Annotated in this window: 16 protein-coding genes; all 16 read left to right on the top strand. The window is 50.0% G+C overall.

The window, feature by feature from the left end:
* Window positions 1-402 precede the first annotated feature (402 nt).
* The 16 genes from CHK_RS16500 to CHK_RS02565 all read left to right on the top strand — a co-directional run bounded on the left by CHK_RS16500 (window position 403) and on the right by CHK_RS02565 (window position 19,811).
* Window positions 403-564: a hypothetical protein gene (locus CHK_RS16500; RefSeq protein WP_160295576.1), complete on the top strand. Its 162-nt coding sequence runs from the start codon at window positions 403-405 to the stop codon at window positions 562-564.
* 684 nt (window positions 565-1,248) lie between these two features.
* Complete coding sequence (locus CHK_RS02640; RefSeq protein WP_046442492.1) at window positions 1,249-1,623, top strand: hypothetical protein; 375 nt, start codon at window positions 1,249-1,251, stop codon at window positions 1,621-1,623.
* A complete protein-coding gene (locus CHK_RS15510) occupies window positions 1,620-3,233 on the top strand; it encodes a hypothetical protein (RefSeq protein ID WP_052740215.1) in 1,614 nt (537 codons plus the stop codon). Before CHK_RS02640 ends, CHK_RS15510 begins: the two co-directional genes overlap by 4 nt.
* Before the next feature lie 3 nt (window positions 3,234-3,236).
* Window positions 3,237-3,455, top strand: coding sequence for a hypothetical protein (locus CHK_RS02625; RefSeq protein WP_046442491.1), 219 nt, complete (start codon window positions 3,237-3,239; stop codon window positions 3,453-3,455).
* Entirely contained in the window at window positions 3,445-5,205 is a 1,761-nt protein-coding gene (locus CHK_RS02620; RefSeq protein WP_046442490.1) for a hypothetical protein, read from the top strand. Before CHK_RS02625 ends, CHK_RS02620 begins: the two co-directional genes overlap by 11 nt.
* Window positions 5,195-5,413: a hypothetical protein gene (locus CHK_RS02615; RefSeq protein WP_046442489.1), complete on the top strand. Its 219-nt coding sequence runs from the start codon at window positions 5,195-5,197 to the stop codon at window positions 5,411-5,413. The genes CHK_RS02620 and CHK_RS02615 overlap by 11 nt, the downstream gene beginning before the upstream one ends.
* A 37-nt stretch (window positions 5,414-5,450) precedes the next feature.
* Entirely contained in the window at window positions 5,451-6,329 is an 879-nt protein-coding gene (locus CHK_RS15505) for a hypothetical protein (protein ID WP_131925109.1), read from the top strand.
* A 12-nt stretch (window positions 6,330-6,341) separates the two neighbouring features.
* The gene (locus CHK_RS02605) at window positions 6,342-7,400 is read left to right on the top strand and encodes an FN3 associated domain-containing protein (RefSeq protein ID WP_052740211.1); all 1,059 of its coding nucleotides are present in this window, start codon (window positions 6,342-6,344) and stop codon (window positions 7,398-7,400) included.
* Window positions 7,401-7,461: 61 nt separating this feature from the next.
* A complete protein-coding gene (locus CHK_RS02600; RefSeq protein ID WP_046442488.1) occupies window positions 7,462-7,677 on the top strand; it encodes a hypothetical protein in 216 nt (71 codons plus the stop codon).
* A 78-nt stretch (window positions 7,678-7,755) separates the two neighbouring features.
* Window positions 7,756-8,217 carry a hypothetical protein gene (locus CHK_RS02595; RefSeq protein WP_160295575.1) on the top strand — a complete coding sequence of 154 codons (462 nt, stop codon included), beginning with the start codon at window positions 7,756-7,758 and terminating at the stop codon, window positions 8,215-8,217.
* Entirely contained in the window at window positions 8,204-10,054 is a 1,851-nt protein-coding gene (locus CHK_RS02590; RefSeq protein ID WP_046442486.1) for a hypothetical protein, read from the top strand. The genes CHK_RS02595 and CHK_RS02590 overlap by 14 nt, the downstream gene beginning before the upstream one ends.
* 12 nt (window positions 10,055-10,066) lie before the next feature.
* A complete protein-coding gene (locus CHK_RS02585; RefSeq protein ID WP_046442485.1) occupies window positions 10,067-10,819 on the top strand; it encodes a hypothetical protein in 753 nt (250 codons plus the stop codon).
* Between the two features lie 15 nt (window positions 10,820-10,834).
* A complete protein-coding gene (locus CHK_RS02580; protein WP_046442484.1) occupies window positions 10,835-17,596 on the top strand; it encodes a PBECR3 domain-containing polyvalent protein in 6,762 nt (2,253 codons plus the stop codon).
* A 41-nt stretch (window positions 17,597-17,637) separates the two neighbouring features.
* Window positions 17,638-18,588 (top strand): tail fiber domain-containing protein, encoded by a 951-nt coding sequence (locus tag CHK_RS02575; RefSeq protein ID WP_046442483.1) that lies wholly within the window; start codon window positions 17,638-17,640, stop codon window positions 18,586-18,588.
* Window positions 18,588-18,929 (top strand): hypothetical protein, encoded by a 342-nt coding sequence (locus tag CHK_RS02570; RefSeq protein ID WP_046442482.1) that lies wholly within the window; start codon window positions 18,588-18,590, stop codon window positions 18,927-18,929. Before CHK_RS02575 ends, CHK_RS02570 begins: the two co-directional genes overlap by 1 nt.
* Before the next feature lie 42 nt (window positions 18,930-18,971).
* Window positions 18,972-19,811 (top strand): DUF4214 domain-containing protein, encoded by an 840-nt coding sequence (locus CHK_RS02565; protein ID WP_046442481.1) that lies wholly within the window; start codon window positions 18,972-18,974, stop codon window positions 19,809-19,811.
* Window positions 19,812-19,898: the final 87 nt, after the last annotated feature.

Raw genomic sequence — 19,898 nt, 5'->3', positions numbered from 1 at the left:
ACGATTTGTTAAAAAGGAAGGCAACAAGAAGTAAAGAAAGGATTGGCTATGAATAGAGATAACATACGCGACCAGGATGCGATTAAGAAGAAGGAAACGAATTTTGACAGAATAACAAAATCTCCAGCCGAATTAGTAACGTGGCTTATATGCCCGTATAAGCACAAGAAAAAAGGGAGAATATGTTCAAGGTATACTGTCTGCGAAAATTGCATAATTGACTGGCTTAATCAAGAAGTGAAGTAAAACAAAAAGAACAGCCCGCGGTGCTGCGGAACCGTTCTCTCTGTGTTCTAATTTATATGGTGAATATATTATACCACAAAAGGAGAAGGAACGTGCAGACGAAATACAAAATTGACAGAAAAACACGAACGCAAATACTGATATATATCCAAAAATATGGCGAATATCGCAGTTGGTATGATGCTGAACGAAGTAGGATATTATATCCGTCAACAAAACAGGCGGATGGAATGCCACGGGGTGGATATGTCGGCAATCCAACGCTGTCGGCAGCGGAAAAGCTGGAACGACTTGAAGGTGAGCATAGAACAAGGGTGATCAGAGCGATAGACCAGGCGCGACACCTTATAGGCGTAGACATCCAGCAAACATTAGAGCAAGAGGAAATATTGAGACAATGTATATGGTTGTCATGCGAGAACCCGAGAGAATACCCGTTTGAAGTGTTTGAGAAGAAGCTTTATGTTTCAAGAAGACAGTTTTACAGGTATAAAAATAAGTTCATGAACGACATCAAGGACTTACTTGGGTTATAAAGATGGCACTGTGCGTTCAAAAAACGTGGTATAATAGTAGTGTAGAATTATGCGAAAACGTCATCCTTATGGGTGGCGTTTTTGTTTTGGAGGATAAAATGAGAAATAAAGTTTCAGATATTCACGTGAATATTAAAGTGGACAATCTGCAAGAGGCCTGCGATCTCATCCAGTCAATAAAGAAGGGGCTAAATGAAATTGCAGACGATATATACAGATTATATGAGCTTGTTAAAAGCCGAGAGAGTTAACCATATAGGCTTGTATATTGCACTGGAGAGAAGGACGGAGCAATGAACAAATACAACGCAGAGCACTACCGGGATGAAACGGCAGCTATAGCGATCAGCAGGGCAGACAAGGCAAGGCGGCGCTTAAAGAAAGAACCGATAAGGCAATTAGTCGGGTTGACATACAAAATAGGCGAGGTGTGTGGGTTGGAATATAAGAATGGCGTGGTGAGGATATGGCAAATAGTACGAACCTAAAGCCGCCAAGCACGAGGGAAGCACGGGAAAGGGGACGAAAGGGCGGAAAAGCGTCGGCAGCAGCAAAAGCCCGCAAGAGAACCTTCCGCGAAGTGTTTGAGGCGGTACTGGAAATGGATATCGACAGAACGATCAGCGGACAGTCCGATAAAATCGCTGATAAATTTGGCGGCAAGATAACGGTGCACGAAGCGATCGCAATGGCAATCGCAAGTAAGGCAATAGACGGAAACCTCGATGCGGCTGAAATGATACGGGATACAATAGGCGAGAAGCCGGCGGATAGTATTAACCTGAATAATAACATGTCCCTGGAAGGGAAGCTGAAGCGGATCGTGGGGGATAAGTTTTGATTAACACCCGGGCATTCATAGAAGAATACCTGAAAATACGGGATAAAAAGGCACAGCTCATTGATTTTAAGCTGAATCCCGCACAGATGAAGCTATATGATGCGATTGCGCGGCAGTATCAGGAAGGAAAACCGATCCGCGCGGTGATACTGAAGGCACGGCAAATGGGATTTTCGACCTTGACGGAGGCTGTGATCTTCAAGGACACGGTGACGCAGGCGAACATTACGAGCGGTATTGTGGCGCATGAGGTACAGGCTACAAACAACCTGTTTCGAATGTCGAAGCGGTACTACGAAAACCTTGATCCTGAATTGCAGCCGGAGCTGAAAGCGTCGAACGCGAAGGAGCTGATTTTTGACTTTGCAGACGGCGCAAGCTCGATTAAATGTATGACGGCGGGAAATACAAGTATTGGACGCTCTGATACGTTCCAGAACCTGCACTTATCCGAGTATGCGTTCTGGCCGGGAGCGAAAGGCGAGATATTGACAGGTCTTTTGCAGGCGGTGCCAAACGAACCGAATACAATGGTAATCATTGAAAGCACTGCAAACGGCTATGACGATTTCAAAGATATATGGGATGCGGCGGCAGCCGGGGAAAACGACTTTATCCCGGTGTTTTGTGCGTGGTGGGAACACGAAGAATACCGGATGCCATATACGGGCTTTCCCTTGACGGAATATGAAAAGCAGCTGCGGGGAACCTACCACCTATCGCCCGAGCAGCTTGCATGGCGGCGGTGGTGTATCAAAAACAACTGCCGGGGAAACGAAGATACATTCCGGCAGGAATATCCCGCCTGCCCGGAGGAAGCGTTCCTGATGAGCGGACGCCCCGTGTTTGACAATGCTGTGGTGATGCAGAGGATTGCACAGCTTACTGAGCTGTATTCGGTAAAGCCATACCAGCAGGGTTGCTTCCTGTACACATGGAACGATGAAAGCAGCAGGGATTATATCACGGATTGGAGCCTTGGAAACGGCGATGCAGTCCGCATCTATAAACCGCCGAAGGAGGGGGTTCCTTACGTGATTGGCGCGGATACCAAGGGAGAGGGAAAGGACTTTTATACTGCGACGGTGATCGACAATCAGACGGGCGAACGTGTGGCAACGCTGCGGATGCAGGTAAACGAATCAAGGCCCTTCACCTACCAGCTGTACTGCCTTGGGCGGTATTATAACGACGCGCTGGTTGGTATTGAAATGAATTTTAACACTGCGCCGATTGAAGAGCTGCAAAGGCTTGGGTATCCAAAGCAATATATCCGGCGCAGGTATGACGATTATTCCAAGGGCTACCAGAAGCGTTTTGGCTGGAAGACGGACGGGAATACGAGGCCGCTGATCATTGATAAGGAAATCGATGTGATCAACAACAGCATTGGGCTGTTTGCGGATATCGAAACGCTGCAGGAGGCGATTACGTTTGTATACGACGATAACGGCAGGCCGGATGCGATGGAAGGAAGGCACGACGACCTTTTGTTTTCGGACATGATTGCAAATGAGATACGCACGCAGCAAAGGTTCACAGTGGAAACAGGAAAGGAAAAAAGCAGGTATGAGGCGGACATGGAAGCGCTGCTCAGCTATGGAGGATGAGGAATGTTAGAGGTGTTTTTGTGCGGGCTGGTTGCCGCGGGGGCGTTTGTGCTCGTGGTGGTTGGGCTTGCGGTAAAAAAGCGGTATCTGGAGGAGGCGGAGGAAAAGCCTGCCGCAGCCGGACAGGAAAAAGAAAAGAGCGTAATGGACAGGCAACTGGAAAACATTCTGAATTATGAGGTGCCGGGTTACAGGCAGCAGGAGGTGGACAATGAAAATTAATAAGGAGCCTGCTGCGGTCTGGCGCGAGTACCAGAACGGGCGGGCGTACAAGGAACAGCTTGGGCTATACGAGCAGGTACGCAAAAACGAGAATTTTTACAATGACAGGCAGTGGGAGGGCGTGAAAGCGCCGGATCTTGTAAAGCCTGTATTTAACTTTTTAAAGCCGGTGGTGAATTATTATATCGCCATGCTGATTTCTGACGACATTGCAGCCAATATCGAGGTGATGGACGGGGAGGCGGGGCAGGAAATTGCCGGGATTGTGCCGCGCGTTATCTCTACGGAGATAGACGGCGTGATGGAGCGTACAAACGTAAAATTCAAAAACCGTAAGATGATTCGAAACTGCGCGGTGGACGGCGACGCCTGCTTTTACGTGTGGTTTGACACGGACGCGGAAACGGGCTTTTCCTACAAGGGGCAGATCGAGGTAGACCTTGTGGACAATACCAACGTATATTTTGGGAATCCGTCTGAAGCAGACCCGCAAAAGCAGCCGTATATCCTGATTTCATCCCGCAGGCTGACGGCGGACGTAAAGGACGAGGCGGAAAAGAACGGCGTTGATCCGGACGAGGTGACGCCGGATGCGGAGTCTATGTATGTAAATGCGGAAAAGGATACGGAAAACGAATATACGACCGTGCTGCTTAAGCTTTGGAAGGAAAACGGCACCGTGCACATGATAAAAAGCACGGAGAAGGTCGTTATAAAAAGCGATACGGATACGGAATACCGGTTGTACCCGCTGGCATGGATGAGCTGGGAGGATGTGAAGAACAGCTATCATGGAGTATCGCCGATCACAGGGAAGATACAGAACCAGGTCTTTGTCAACAAGCTGTACGCGCTGGCGATGATACAGGTGCAGAATACCTCGTTTCCAAAGCCGATTTTCAACAAAAATGTGATCGACCATTGGAGCAGCAATCCGGGAGAGGCGCTGGGCGTGGCGGGGCCGGTGGACGGTTCTATTTTCAGCTCGTACCGCCCGCCTGATATGAGCGCGCAGGTGAATAACCTGATTGACAGCGTGATCAAATACACGAAGGACATGATGGGAGCGTCCGACGCGGCGCTTGGCAACGTAAACCCGGACAATACCTCAGCGATTATCGCCGTGCAAAAAGCCGCGGGCTTGCCGCTCGATATCCAGCGCATGGATTTTTACAATTTTGTGGAGAGCTATGTGCGGATATTTATCGACATCATGCGGGTAAATTATGGAAAGCGAAACATCATCCTGACGAACAGCGACGGCGAAAAGGAACCGTTGCTTTTTGATTATGCGGTTTTGAACGACATTGCGCTGCACCTGAACATTGATATTGGACAGGCGGCATATTGGAGCGAGCTGACGCAGGTGCAGACGCTCGACAACCTGATGGATCGCAAGATATTGCCGGATGCGGTTACCTACCTTGAAAGCATGCCGGATGGGTACATCAAAAACAAGCAGGAGATTATTGGCAAGATCAAGGAGATGATGCAGGGTGCGGTGCAGGAGCAGGCGGGTATGCTGCCGGCGGGGGCGGATGGCGGCATGCAGCAGCCGCAGAGTGGGCAGCCTGAAATGCAGCCCGAAGGAGGATTGAGCGATGAGGAAATTATGAGTGTGGTACAGGGAATGCAGGGCATGGGCAAGGAAGAAGCCTTGGAAGTGATCGACGCAATGCAGGTCACGGACGATGACAAAGCCCAGGTATTGGCGGCCTATGAAGCAATGGGAGGCAGAAATGGACAATGATATTTGCGCGAGCTGCGGACTTGAAAAAAGAGTCACAGGAAGCAGCGTGGTAGTGCGCGGGGATAGCTCGCCGGACACGCAGACAAGGGTATACAATGTGCTGACGCTTGAATGCAGGAATCCAAACTGCCCGGACCGCGGCAAACAGTCTGAGGTGTGGAATGAGATCAGCATAGCATCCGGGAAGGATGAAACAGGCAGCTCCTGAGGGCTGCTTTTTTCATAAAAAACAGGAGGAAATGAAAATGACTGATGAAACCAATCAGGAAACAGGATTTGAAGAGGGATTTGAGGATGCGTTTTCTGTGGAAGACGCAAGCGAAACCGGACAGGAAGAAGCTATGGAGGAGCCGGAATCCCAGCAGCAGGAATCAACGCCGGACGCCGGGATGGAGCGCAGGCACGATGAGGGCGAAACAGGGCGGGAGACTGAAGGTGAAAACCCGGAGGAAAAGCAGGAAGAAGCGCCTGAGCGGTTTGTGGTAAAGCACAACGGGCAGGAGCTGGAGCTTTCGCGCGAAGAACTGATCGCAAACGCGCAGAAGGGCCTCGACTACGACCGGATACGCGAGGACCGCGAAGCACTGCGAAATGCCCGCGAGATACAGGTGTTGGGCCGGCTCGCAAGGCAAAACGGAATGAACCGGGAAGAATACCTGCAGTCCATAGAGGCGAACCTGCAAAACGCGGCAATCGAAACCAGAGAGGCCGCGTATCTCGAGCAGGGTATCGATCCGGCAGCGGCGCGCAGGCTTGCGGAAGCGGAGGTAAAGGCGGAAATGCTTGAAACCGCCGTAAAAACGCAGGAGCAGGAGAGGCAGGAGCGGGACAGCTTCGAAGCGAAGATGAAGCAGGACATCGAGGAATTTGACCGGTTGTATCCTGATGTGAAGGAGCTGCCGCCAGAGGTGATAGACGAAATTTCGAGCACCGGAAAAACGCCGGCCATCGCCTATGGGGAATACCTTCTCCGCCAAAAAGAGAAGGAAATCATGGAAAAGGAAGCCGAGCTTGAAAGGGTGCGGCAGGAGGAAAAGAACAAAAATACAACGCCCGGCAGTGTGAAGGGAAACAGCAATGCACAGCCTGATCCGTTTACAGCCGGGTTTGATATGGAGCTTTAGGAGGAATAAGCTATGCCTATTTATTTACATGACAGATATGACAAAAAAATACAGGAAGCCTTTGTGAAGGAAAGCGTGATCAAGGGACTGCTTGCAAACGATTATGATTTTTCCGGGGTGAAAACCGTGAAGATCAGCACGCTGCAGACGGTACCCATGAACGATTACCAGAGGACGGGTACAAACCGTTACGGTACGCCTGTTGAAATGGAGGATACCGTGCAGGAGCTCACGATGACGCAGGACAAGGGCTTTGCGATCACGATTGACAAGGGCAACAACGCAGACCAGCAGGGTATCAAGTCCGCAGGCCGCGCGCTTGCCCTGCAGATCAAGGAGCAATGCGTGCCGCTGATGGACCGGTATGTGCTGGATCGCCTGGCAAACCTTGCGGGGACGATTGTGGGCGACGGGACTGCGATCAGCAAGGCAAACGTGGTGGAGCGTATTTCCACAGGTACGGTGGCGCTTGACGATGCGGAGGTGCCTGAGGGAAACAGGACGCTGCTTGTGTCGGCTACGACGTACAAGCACCTGCGCCTTTCGCCTGAGTTTATCGGCGCGGAAAAGCTGGCGGTGAAATCCCTGACCAAGGGGCAGGTTGGCGAATACGACAATATGCGCGTGGTGAAGGTACCGAAGGGAAGATGGCCCGGCGGCGTGAACTTTATGATCGTCTACAAAAAGAGCGGCTGCGCGCCGGTGAAGCTTGACGACACGAAAATCCACCAGGACCCGCCCGGATTATCCGGCAACCTGCTTGAAGGAAGGCAGTACTATGACTGCTTTGTATTCGGCACAAAGGCGGACGGCATTTATGTGGACGTGGACACGAGCGTAAAGGGCGTAACGGCTGCGCCGGTGGTTGCGGTTTCCTCGAACACAGCGACGATTACGGCGGTATCCGGCGTTTCGTTCAGGTACACAGTGGACGGTACCGATCCGCGGTATTCGCCTACGGCGCAGGACTACAGCGCGGGCGTTGCGCTTACGTCGGGACAGGCGTTTAAGGCATATGGCACGAAAGCGGGAGAATATCCAAGCGGCGTGTCTGTGGCGGTGAACGAGTAAAAAAGGCTTTGAGAAAGGGGAGCGGCTTGCTCCCCTGATCTCTTTTTATGGAGGTTTTATCATGGAAAAGAAAACGGAGCCCGCAAAGGCGACGGAAAAAGCCGCAGGGAAGAAGCAGGCGGAAAAGACACGGTATTTTTATCTGGACAGGGAAATTACGGCGGAAGAAGCCGGAGCGCTGTCCGAACCTGTGGTTCGGGGTACAGCGCCCGGGCAAGGGCCGTCCGAAATGCCTGAGCTTCCAAGAACGCAAGCGAAAGCGCGGCGTGATTGGTAAAGCAAAGGTATGCAGGGCTAACAAGTGGAACGAAGTTTGAGCGGGAACGGCCTACTGCCGCTATACGAAAAGCGACGCATGAGACAGCACCGGCGGAATAACATCGGCAGGCAAAGTTTTGCGCGCAGCGTGAAACGAAGCAATGAGGGCACGGGAGGAGGAGCGACTATGACTGCACGGGAAATATATGATAAGGTTGGCAGCCTGATGTTTTGGGAGGAAAGCGACAAGGCGGATTACCAGCCATATTGGCTTGACACCTTAAACCGGCTGTTGCAGGAAAATTTTATGAAAAACAACGTCCTGCGCAAGATGCGCGGGAAAGAGCCGTTTACGGCAACGCCGCAGGCCATAGACCTCGATACGGAAGTGGACTATGAACCGGAGTTTACCGGGAACCTTCTGCCGCTTGGCGGCGCGGGGTATCTTGGCTTTGACGACGACCGCGTATACGCGACGGAGTATAAAAATAAATACGAATATGAGCGCGAGCAGATTCTTGCGGCAGGATATGAGGAAATAGGGAATGTATACGAGTAAGCCGGTGGCGGAGCCTGAGACCTATACAAAAATATATAAGGAATTCAAAGGCGTAGACCTCACCTCTGCGGTCACGGAGGTGGACGAGACGCGAAGCCCCTACGCGCCGAACATGATCGCGAATATGTCCGGGTTTCCGCAAAAACGCACGGGCCTTATGCAGCTTGCTTCTTATGACGGCGAGATATTTGGGATTCATCCGTATATCATGCAGGACGGAACCGGGAAGCGGGTAATCCATGCGGGGACAAAGCTTTACGAATTTGGAAAAGAAGCTGCAATCTACACCGGGATGCGTAACCACAAGAGCACAAGCTTTGTGATGAACGGAAAGCTGTATATTCTGGACGGGGAACATTACCTGAGCTACGACGGGACTACGGTTGCAAGCGTAGAAGCGTCCGCATATGTGCCGACGACGGCGATAGCAATGGCCCCTAACGGCGGCGGTACGGATTATGAGCCGATCAACCTGCTGCAGCCGCAAAGGACGAACAGCTACGCAGGAACCGAAGGAGACAAGGTTTACCAGCTGGACGCACAGAACATTGACTCTGTTGTGAAGTGCGAAAAGCTGGCGGCTGATGGCGTGACATGGACGGGAATCACGGCTTTTACTTACGATAAAGCGAGCGGCAAGGTGACGTTTACGACAGCGCCGGGCAAAAGCCCAGTAACGGGAGACGACAATGTAAAAATCACATTTTCAAAGAATGTGGCGGGCTACGCTGACCGGATTAAGCAGTGCACGATCAATGTTTTATACGGGATTGGCAACGACCACCGGATTTTTGTGTCCGGCAATCCCGGATACCGGAACTACGACTGGTATTCATGGAGCGGCAGGGCCGATTATTTCCCGGACATTGGTTACAGCGTTGTGGGTTCTGAAACAGGGGCGATCATGGGATATTTGAAGCAATACGACGATCTTGTGATCATAAAGAAGCCAAACGACCAGGATGCGTCAATTTTCATGCGGTCAGCTTCGCTGGACGACAAGAACCAGGCTAAATTTATTACGCGGCAGGGGCTGGCGGGCGTTGGGGCGGCATCGATGTACTGCTTTGGTACGCTCAATGACGATAATCTTTTTTTGACGCCCGGCGGTGTGTTTGGACTGGATACGTCATATGCCACACAGCAGAAAACGACGCAGCTGCGCAGCTATTATGTAAACGCGCAGCTGACAAAGGAGCCGGGGCTTGAGGAATCCGTAGCCTGCGTACTGAATGGCTTCTATTACCTTTTTGTAAACGGGCATGTGTATGTGGCGGATTCCAAGCAAAAAAACACAAATCCATCCAAGTCGTTTGGTTACGAGTGGTATTACTGGACGGATATCCCGGCGGCCTGTGTGCGGACGGACGGTGGTATTTTGTATGTCGGTTCAAAGGACGGGAAGCTATACAGGCTGAAAACCGAAACAGAGGACGGAATGCAGGCGTACAGCGATAGCGGCGCGCCGATTTATGCTGCGTGGGCGACCAAAATGGACGACCTGTCAGACGCTTCGATGTATAAAACGGTACTCAAGCAGGGAACGGGCACCTTGCCGATGCGGTTTGCGGCGTCGTCCGGGGATATCTGGTTTGTGACGGATGTGAAAAAAGCGGTCAAGGCGTTTTCCATGAGCACGGTATTTGATTTTGGAATGGTGGATTTCAACGATATCAATTTTGGCTCTCTGGAAAACCCGTCGTTTGTGCCTGTTCGCAGGAAGGAAAAAAAGGTAAGGATGCTGCAGACGATCATCGATAACAATGTGGTAAACCAGAGCTTTGGTATCTTCCAGATACAGGTAGCGTACCAAAAACAGAAGTATATTAAGCGGTAGGAGGATAAATATATGGCGGTCGATTGGAACGCAATTTATGAGCAAAAATGGAATGAACTCGCCGGAGGGTACGGCGAGCAGGAGAAATATTTAAGCGACGCGCAGGCAAAGGAACAGGGCGCGCTTGACACGCAGCGTGCGGAGGGCATTAAAAACCTGACGAATACGAGGGACCAGAACCTGCAGCAGGCATATATAACCCGCAGGCAGGCGGAGCGCGATATGCCGGGGCTGCTCGCGGCGCAGGGATTGAAAGGCGGGGCAACGGAAACGGCTGTTTCTTCTATCCTGCGCAATTACCAGAATACGAGGAACGCCGCAAACAACCGGTTTTCGCAGGACCAGTCCGCACTCGATACGACATACGCGACGAACAAGGCGGAGCTTGGCAGCAAATACGCAAATATGCTTGCAGAGCTGCAGCAGACGCGCAGGAACGAGGCGTATCAACAGGCGCAGTTTGCATACCAGGCAGCGCAGGCAGAGGAAGCTGCACGGCTTGAGCGCGAGCGCTTTGAATGGGAAAAGCAGCAGGCGGAAGAAGCGGCACGGCAGGCGGCGGCAAGCCGTAGCTCCGGCGGTGGTGGAGGCGGCTCCAGAAAAGGCAGCGGCAACACGACGAAAAAGAACCCTTATGCGGATTATGATCCGAATTATTGGCGCGGGCCTACAGGCGTTAACGGCTCTCGCAGTAGTAGCAGTAAAGCAGGGAAAAATATGGCTGCGGGTATGGCAACGCCGGGGCTTGGTTGGCTTGGGCGGTAAGCAGGAGAAAACAGGATGCCAAATGTGAGGAACAGTACAAATAAACTGAATACAAGAAGCGTTTCGAGCGCGCAGCAGGAAGCGAACCGCCGCCGTCAGGAAGAGCTCAGGAGAAGACGGGAAGCGGAACGAAGACGCGCCGAAGCAAGAAGGAAGCAAGAAGAAGCCCGGCGCAGGCAGGAGGAAGCGCGCAAGCGTCTTGCGGAAAACTCGAGGCAGCGTGAGCAGGCCGCAAACAGAAACCGGAAAACAGACAGCTCCATGCGCGGCGGCGTTTCCGGGAAAACCGCGAGCAAGGCAAACAGGGTAAGTGCGCCCTCATATACCGAGCGGCTCAGCAAGGAAGAAAAGATGCGCAGGGCGGGAATGCAGCTATACCAGTGGACGCAGCAGGCAAAGGAGCAGAAGTTTGGAAAAAGCGGCCTGCCAAAGTCGTTTATGCCGGAGCAAAATGCTGCGGCGAAAAGCCAAAATGGAATGTTTGATTTGCTTATTCCAAAGAAACAGGAGCCGGGGAAGGCGGAAATAAAGAAAAATGGAAACCTGTCGACGAATCGCACCTCCAACAAAGAACTTTCGGATACGGATTATCAATCTATTCTGAAAAGAAGCGATTTGGATTTATTGGCTAAGCAGGGAAAAGAGCAGGAAATAAGTGATACCAAAAATGGCACACGCGGCATGTGGAGGTCCCTGACCAACGAACTTGACCTTGAGCGTCAGGAACGGGAGAAGGGTAATGACGATCCGTCGCTGCAAGTATCATCACAAATGACTGACGACGAGCTGAAAACATATTACGCTGTGTATGCGTTGCATGGTATGGAAGAAGCAGACAAATATAAGGAAAGGATCAACCAGAGCATACAGGAAAGGGTTGCCGGGAACCGGCTTGATAAATACAACGATCTTGATAATGAGGCAATCAAAGCGATTGCCGGAACCATTATCGATTATGGCAGCGGCGTCGAAAGCGGCGTTCAGGGTATCCAGCAAACGGCAAGCTTACTTGGCGGGAATGAAAAACCGCATGATTCGACCTCAGGACAGATCACGCGTGAGAAATTACGGGAAGGGTATACCGGGGCAAGGGCGGTAGTATCAGACCTGACAAATAACGTTGGGAATATGACGCCCGCGCTTATGGCCTCGCTGTTTCCGGGAGGACAAGCACTTTCTGCAGCTACTCTGGGCGTTTCTTCTTTTGGGAATAGCTATCGTCAAGCAAAGCAGGAAGGAAAACCAACCGATCAGGCTGTTGCATATGCTATTCCATCAGCGCTTTCAGAAGTACTGATGCAAAAGGTTTTGGGGGGAGTCAAGGCGCTTGGAGGTAATACGAATCTTGCGAAATCGGCAGCGAACGCAATGGGAAAAGCTGTTAAAAATCCAATCGCGCAAAAAGGCCTGGAATCCTTGGCGCATATGGGCTCCGAAGGCGCAGAAGAATACCTGCAGGCTTTGCTCGATCCGATTTTAAGAAATGCAGCTTTTGGTGAACAAAACAAGCTTGATCCACTTTCTGAGGATAAATTGTATGCCGCGTTCTTAGGCGCATTATCTGCGGAGGCGATGAATTTACCTGCGGATGTGGCCAATGTAGCGCAAACAAAAAATGTCGGGAAAACGCTCAATAACAGCGAAGGATTACAAGGGCTTATCGAGAGTGGCCTTGAGAGCTCGCCGGATTCTGCATCTTTCGGTCAGGCACAGAGGTTGCAGAACCGGGAAGCGATGGGTAAGAAGGCATCTGATTTTGAGGTTGGTTCACTTGCAAATGCAAATCAGGCAGCTATCGACGCGGAAGCAAAAGCGAAGGCTATCATGGAAAATGCCGGGATACGCCGCGCCTTTAATCCAAACGATACGGTGACTTTGGCAAACGGGAACGAGGGAATCGTAATCGCCCGCGAGGGAAGTCAATATGTCGTCGCTGAAACCGGCAAGCAAGGATATTCCAGTGTTAATGTAGACGATATCACAGGGAAAGTACACTCATCAGCACAGAGCCTGAACAAATACATTGCACCGGAGGTGCGTGCAAGGCTAAACGAAAAATATGATGCGCGGCACGTTGAAAGGACGGCGAACCAGGTGTTTCTTGACAAGCTGACGCAGGGGCGTGGCATAAAGGCTGTGGTGGAGGACATGCAACCAGGAGCGGAGGCGTTTTACGACCGCACTACAAACACGATCCATTTTGCGCCGGATTCTACGCGCGCGGAAGTGATCGGCGGCGTGACGGCACACGAGCTGGCGCACGCGGCAGAAGGAAGCCCGAACTATGCGAAATACAGTGATTATGTTATGGAAAAGCTCTTTGCGGGAGACAGCGCGGCGCTCGCGCAGGCCGTTGAGGCAAAGCAGGAGCAATATATTTCACGCGGAATAGACCTTTCTGACGCGGACGCTGCGGCAGAGATCGTGGCCGACTATACCCGCCAGCTTTACAAAAGCGAGACGGACATTGACGCGCTGGTAACGGGAAACCGGAGTATGGCGCAGAGTATTTACGATTCCATTAAAACCGCGATCCGCAAGATACGAGCGTTTTTCAAAGGGGATTCAGCTACGCTGGCAAACATCCGGGAATACCAGGAGCTTCAGCGGGCGCAGAAGCTGTTTGAGAGAGCGCTTTCTACGCGGGAGAATGTGCAGGCGGAGGCGGCGCCGGCGTATGCGCTGAATGAATTTGGATTGGAGGAGTACACAAATAATGAAATCCAGCAACGCGCCAATAGTAAAAGTATTCTATTCGCCAACAGGGAACAGGATATAGTTGATTTTGTAAACGACTATATTGTGAATCGGTCAGAAGAATATAAGAGACTATATATTGGAAAAGTAGGAGAAGCACTTGCTGATCGAATTTTCGAAGATACGGGAATAGATGTCGGTAATTACAATGTGATTCTCAGAAGTGATTTTGAAAATCGCCATGCGAACGTGGATGCCGAACAATCTCGCGGCCAAATAGCTATTACGCCCGAGTTAATTGGAAGATTACCGGAAATAATATCCGCTTATGATTCCGTAGCGGTAAGCCGAAATGCAAAGAATGGAAAGCCGGCTCTTGTTTTTGAAAAAGATGTTGATGGAAAGAAGGTGGCAGTGGAATATATTTCGGATAAAAGGAAAGAAATGGCACTGCAAACAATGTATGGATGGGAAAACAAAAAGAACCATCCCACAGCGGAAAGTGCCGAAGCTTCTCCCATTACGTCCGAAACGAGAAGTGGTACTGGTTCATTTGATAATATTATACCTCAATCGGGCGACGATGTAAACAGGAAATACAGCATCAAAGGGGAGAATCCGTTGGATATTGCCAATTTGACAAAGGATGCGGCTGACACAACGCCTGTAATCCCATTGACAGAAGAAAAGCAAGCAGACGGGAGAAAATCGAAATTTGCCGGCAGTGTAGAAAATTCGCCATATTTAGAGGGAGATATAAAAGAGCTGATCAATAGCGATTCTGATGTGAAATATTATGAAGGCATCGCAAACGAAGACACGCTGGACACGGCCTACAGGAAATTGAAAGAGGGAAACAGGGAAGAAGTCGTCAGGTGGCTGACAAACGAAAGCAAAAAGGTAACGGCGGAGGACGTGGCAGAAGGCTTTATCCTCTTAAAACAGTATCAAGATGCAGGAGATTATGGCAGCATGATCTCTGTTGCGCGGAAATTACGAAAAATGGGCACTCAGGCAGGGCAAACAGTACAGGCATTCTCAATTCTGTCGCGCATGACGCCGGAGGGAATGGTTAAATTTGCACAGGCAGAACTGGATGACGCCTTTGAAGTGTTGAAAGAGAGAAAAAGTAAAAATTGGCTGGAGAACAATTCTTCCCGGTTTACCTTAACCGATGATGAAGTGCAGATGATCACAGACAATGTATTAAAAGCTTCGAATTTGCCGGAAGGAAGGGATAAAAATATTTTACTGGCTGAAATAAGCGCTCTCATACAGAATAAACTGCCGTCTTCTACTGCATCAAAATTTCGGGCGTTGCAGCGCATTTCTTTACTTTTGAATCCCAAAACCAACGTCAGGAATATTTTAGGAAATGCGCTTATGATGCCAGAACGCATTATCGCCGATTTTGTGGCTGCACCAATCGACCGCGCCATATCGAAAAAAACAGGCGTCAGGACAACAGGCGTTCCAAATATTTTAGATTATGGACGGGGATTTAAAAAAGGCGCCTATGAAAGCTATAACGATTTCAGGCGCGGAATTAACACCTTGAACCGGGAGGGTAACAGGTTTGAGATCGGCGAGGCGCCTGCGTTTAACCCGGAATATGCAAAAACCAAAGCTGGCAAGGCTCTGACGAAAGCGGCAGCGGCAACAGACAGGTTGACTTCATTTGTTCTGGAAATGGGAGACAGGCCTTTTTACGAAGCATATTTTGTGAACAGCTTAAACAACCAGATGAAGCTCGCGAACGTTACCGAGCCTTCGGCAGACATGATAGAGATTGCTACACAGGACGCTTTGGAAAACACCTATCAGGATAACAACGGGTATACAAAGTTTGTTGAGGGAGTCCGCCGCGGAATGAATTTTGGTAAGGATTTTGGATTTGGAAACATCGTAATTCCGTTTGCCAAGACGCCCGCAAACCTGACAAAGGCACTCGTAGAGTTTTCTCCCGTGGGACTGGTGAAATCTATAACGGCAGATGCGGCGAAGTTTAATCGGGCCGTAAATAACGGCACGGCTACACCGCAGATGCAACGTAAGCTGGTAAACAACATCGGCAAAGGCGTGGCGGGTACATTGGTAATATTGCTGGGCGCTTTCCTTGCAAGTGAGGGTATTATTTCCGGCGCCGGCGACGATGATAAGGATGCTGCGAATTTTGCCCGGAACGTCCTTGGCATCCAGCCGTACAGTGTTGTTATAGGAGGAAAATCGTATACGTATGACTGGGCTGCCCCGGTTGGCCCACAATTTGCGATTGCGGCAGACATTGTGAACAATATAAAAAATGGCGATACCGGTAATTTTGGCATGGACGCTTTGGGCAGTGGCGTGAACGCTATACTGAACGCGTTGCAAACCGGCGGCGGCGTACTGTTTGAACAATCATTCCTGAGGGGAATTCAGGACTTCTTCAAAGAGGACAACCTGATGCAGGCTTTGATCAATTCGGGGCTTTCTGTGATCGGGCAATATATCCCGTCGATTTCCAACCAAATTGCACAGCTTACCGATCCGGTACAAAGGACTACTTACGCATATAATAATGTTCTTCAAACGGGAATGAATAAGGCTATTACGCGTATCCCTGGGTTATCTCAGAGTTTGGAACCGACAGTTGATGTTTATGGGCGTGAAGTGCAGCGGTATGGCGGGGACAACAATGTATTCAATGTTATGGTCAATCCGGCGAATGTCGCAGCACAAAATAAGCTGCCTGCTGCGGACGAGGTGTGGAGGCTTTACCAGCAGACAGGCGATAAAACGGTCTTTCCCAGCGTTGCGCCATATTACATAAAGTATCAAGACGAAAAATATGACATGTCGCCCGCAGAGAGAACGAAATATCAAAAGACAATGGGGCAGAGTACGGCAAATGTATTTGGGGAGATGATAGGGACAAGGCTGTATAAGGGGCTATCAGATAACGAAAAGGCTGCGCTTGCAAAGCTGACAAACGAATACTCGGGTAGCACAGCAAAGCAAGTTTTCTTGAAAGGAAAGGGTGTAGACTATGAACCGGACGAATGGATAATCGCGGCAAAGGACAGCGGCAATACAGCCGAGTATATTATGCTAAAGTCATTAACGTCCGGCGTTGAGAACGATAGGGGAGCTGACGGCAATACGATTGAAAACAGCGGCTCCCTCAGAAAAAAAGATGTGATTGATAGCGCCGTATCGGATGAACAAAAAAGACAAAAATACTATGAGGACTTTGGCATTAATAAATCAGTCCGTGACGGCAATGTAACATGGGGCGATATCAATAGTAAAACCAAAAACATATCCCAGGCAGTAATCCCGGAAGCCGCAGGCTATGACATCCCGAATTACAAAACAGAGACGCTCGAGAAGATCAACAAAATGGGCGTATCAATAGAGGATTACGCTTACGTCAGTGACAGGCTCGAAGGAAAGAAGGACAAGCTTGCATATATTGAAGGCCTTGGATTCAGCGACGAGCAGGTGGACGGGCTTGTGGAAGGGCTTTTGATGAGCGACAGCGGCAAAAAGAAAATGCTTGTCGCAAATGAGGACTACGGCATTGACAACAAAACCTATGTGAAGGCGTACCGTTACGGATATTCGACAGTAGGTTCCAAGGGCGAACGAAACGACCAGATATGGGAGTACGTGAACGGGCTTAACCTGGGCGACGAGCAGAAAGAAGCGTTGTATGGGTATGTAAAGGTATCGCGCGGTAAAGACGCGGATGGGACGCAAACGGGAGGTTCGTCCGGTGGCTCTGGGCGCAGGAGGTCGGGAAGTGGCAGGTCATCCGGTTCTGCGGCGGCAAAGAAGGCGGAAAAGGCGGCGTTTGAACTGTCACAGGTTAAAACATTGCCTGATCTTGATTGGAGCCTGCTTACGCCAAAGAAGACAGCGAAGGCAACACCCAACACAAAGATACCGGACATCCTCGCACCGCTCATGATTGGCGACAAAATACGGGAGGAAACGCTACAAAAAGAGCTTGCGGGGATAGACGAAAGCCCGCTGTACACAAGCGAGATGAAACAAAAGATTAAGGCTGGTATCCGGGCACGGTACAAAAGAAGCTGAGGGGCGGGAAACCGTCCCTTTTGTTATGGAAGGAGAAAGTGATGGCAATACAGGACTTGAAATTTAAAGAAAGCGATTTTGTAGGTAAGGATGTTTCCAGTCTGCCTGACCAGATTGAAGGGCAAGCGGAGTTTGTAAAGGCGCGAATCGACAATGTTCCTAAGAATATGATTGCGCTTGGAAAATTTAACGATCTGATCGACGAGATGGGAGCAAATAACAACGGCGTGAATGCAGAAAAGCTGGGCGGGCAGCTGCCGGAGTATTATGCCACAAAAGCAGAAGTCGACAGCAAGGCGTCGGCGTCAAACCCTACATTTTCAGGCCAGATTACGGCTAATACTGGAATAAGGCTGCCGGATGGTGAAAGAGTATCTTGGGGCACCGGGTGGGGGGTGTACGCAAATGACGCTAGCTCTTTTTATATCGCCACACCAACCGGGCACAATAAATACTTATTTTTTGGTGTATCAGAGAATGCCTGGTCGCTCTTACCAAATTCGACAACTCAATTAGGCACGGGCAACTTTAGGTGGGGTCAGATTTATTCTACTAACGCCACGATCTCGACTTCAGACCTGAAAGATAAAAAAGATATTGTCCTTATGACAGAGGAACAGGCCCGTCCGTTTATTATGGCGTTGAAGCCATGCTTGTATAAACTGATTGACGGCACGAGCGGGAGGACACACTACGGCTTGATCGCACAGGAAGTGGAAGAAGCCATGCGGGAATGCGGCATATCGGACATGGAGTTTGCGGGCTTTATCAAATCTCCGAAGGTAGAACGGGAGCAAGTGGGAACGACTAAAGACGGTGCACCTGTCTATCGGGATAAGGTTATCGAGGGAGAGTATGTGTACGGTCTGCGGTATGAAGAGTTTATAGCCCCCATTATTTCCGTGGCGCAATCGCTTATGCAGGAAAATGAAGTATTGAAAGGGCGAATGGACGAACTGGAAAAGAGGATTGAGGCTTTGGAGGGAAAGTGATGCAGATAGAGATTACGTTACTGATCGCGATACTTGGCGGGTTTGTCGGCCTTGCGGGATGGTTGTCCGGACGGGATAAGAAAATAGCGAATGACAGCGAGTGGAAAGGCGCGGTAAAGCAGCAGCTTGATAATATCCAAGAGGGCGTTGTTGGGACTCAGGCGGCAATCGCCGAGATAAAGGGTGACGTAAATGCGCATTCGGACAGGATTGCTCGTTTAGAGGAAGTTGCGGAGCGTGTCGACGTTATCCAAGAACATGGCGAGCGGATCACAGCGGTTGAGGAAAGCGCAAAGCAAGCACACCATAGGATCACAGACCATATCAATAACAACAAATAAGGCGCAAGAAGCGTCTTTTTAAATGGAAAGGAGTTTTAAAGAATGCCAGATTTTAGTTATGTGAAAGATGCGGGACTCAAATTCAAGAGGCCGCTTACAAAGAGAGAACAAACGACAATGATTATCCTGCACTATGTAGGGGGAGAAATGACGGTGCAGGCGATTCACGATATGCACAACAACGATAAAAAGAGCAACTACAACGGGATTGCGTATAATGCCTACGTCGATTTGGACGGTACGATCTATTGGGGGCGTGGTTTGGAATACCAGGGCGGCGGAACGCTCAGCTCGTTGGGACTTAACCCTATCGCCTTTCAGATTGTTGCAAATGGCAACTTTAACAGGCGTACCATGCCGGAAGCGCAGAAAAACGCAATCATACGCTTTGCGCGTGATGTAGCGGAATACTATGGGATAACCAATATAAAGGGACACAGGGAAGTGGGCGATACGGACTGCCCGGGCAGGAATTACCCGCTCGATGAAATACGAAATGCAATTTTAGCAAAGGAGGAACAGGCCATGCCAGATGATTTTCAGGTCAGAAATTTTGTAAACAGAATGTATGTAAATGTACTGGACAGAACTCCCGACAGGCAGGGGTATTCGGATTGGGTGAACGCGCTTATGACACGAGCTGTCACACCAAAAGAAGCTGCTTATGGAATATGCTTCAGCAATGAAGAACTTTTGAAGCGTGAGGCGACAGAGGAATTTGTAGACGAACTGTACCGCGGGCTTTTGGGACGCAAGATGGATGCGGCAGCGCGCGATACGTGGATAGGCGGGCTATACAAAAACCTGAGCCGCGAAGATGTGTTTAATGGCATCACGGATTCTGAGGAATTTAAAGCGATTGAAAAACAAATGGGATTTTAGGAGGATATAACATGAGCAAAATAAACGAATTACTAATTGCTTGTAAGGGTGCAGTCGAGTACCTGCGAATGTATTGTAATCCACATC

This window comes from Christensenella hongkongensis (genome assembly GCF_000981035.1).
GTDB lineage: Bacteria > Bacillota > Clostridia > Christensenellales > Christensenellaceae > Christensenella > Christensenella hongkongensis.
Note: the sequence above shows the minus strand (reverse complement) of the source record. Positions and strands in the feature narration are given on the sequence as shown.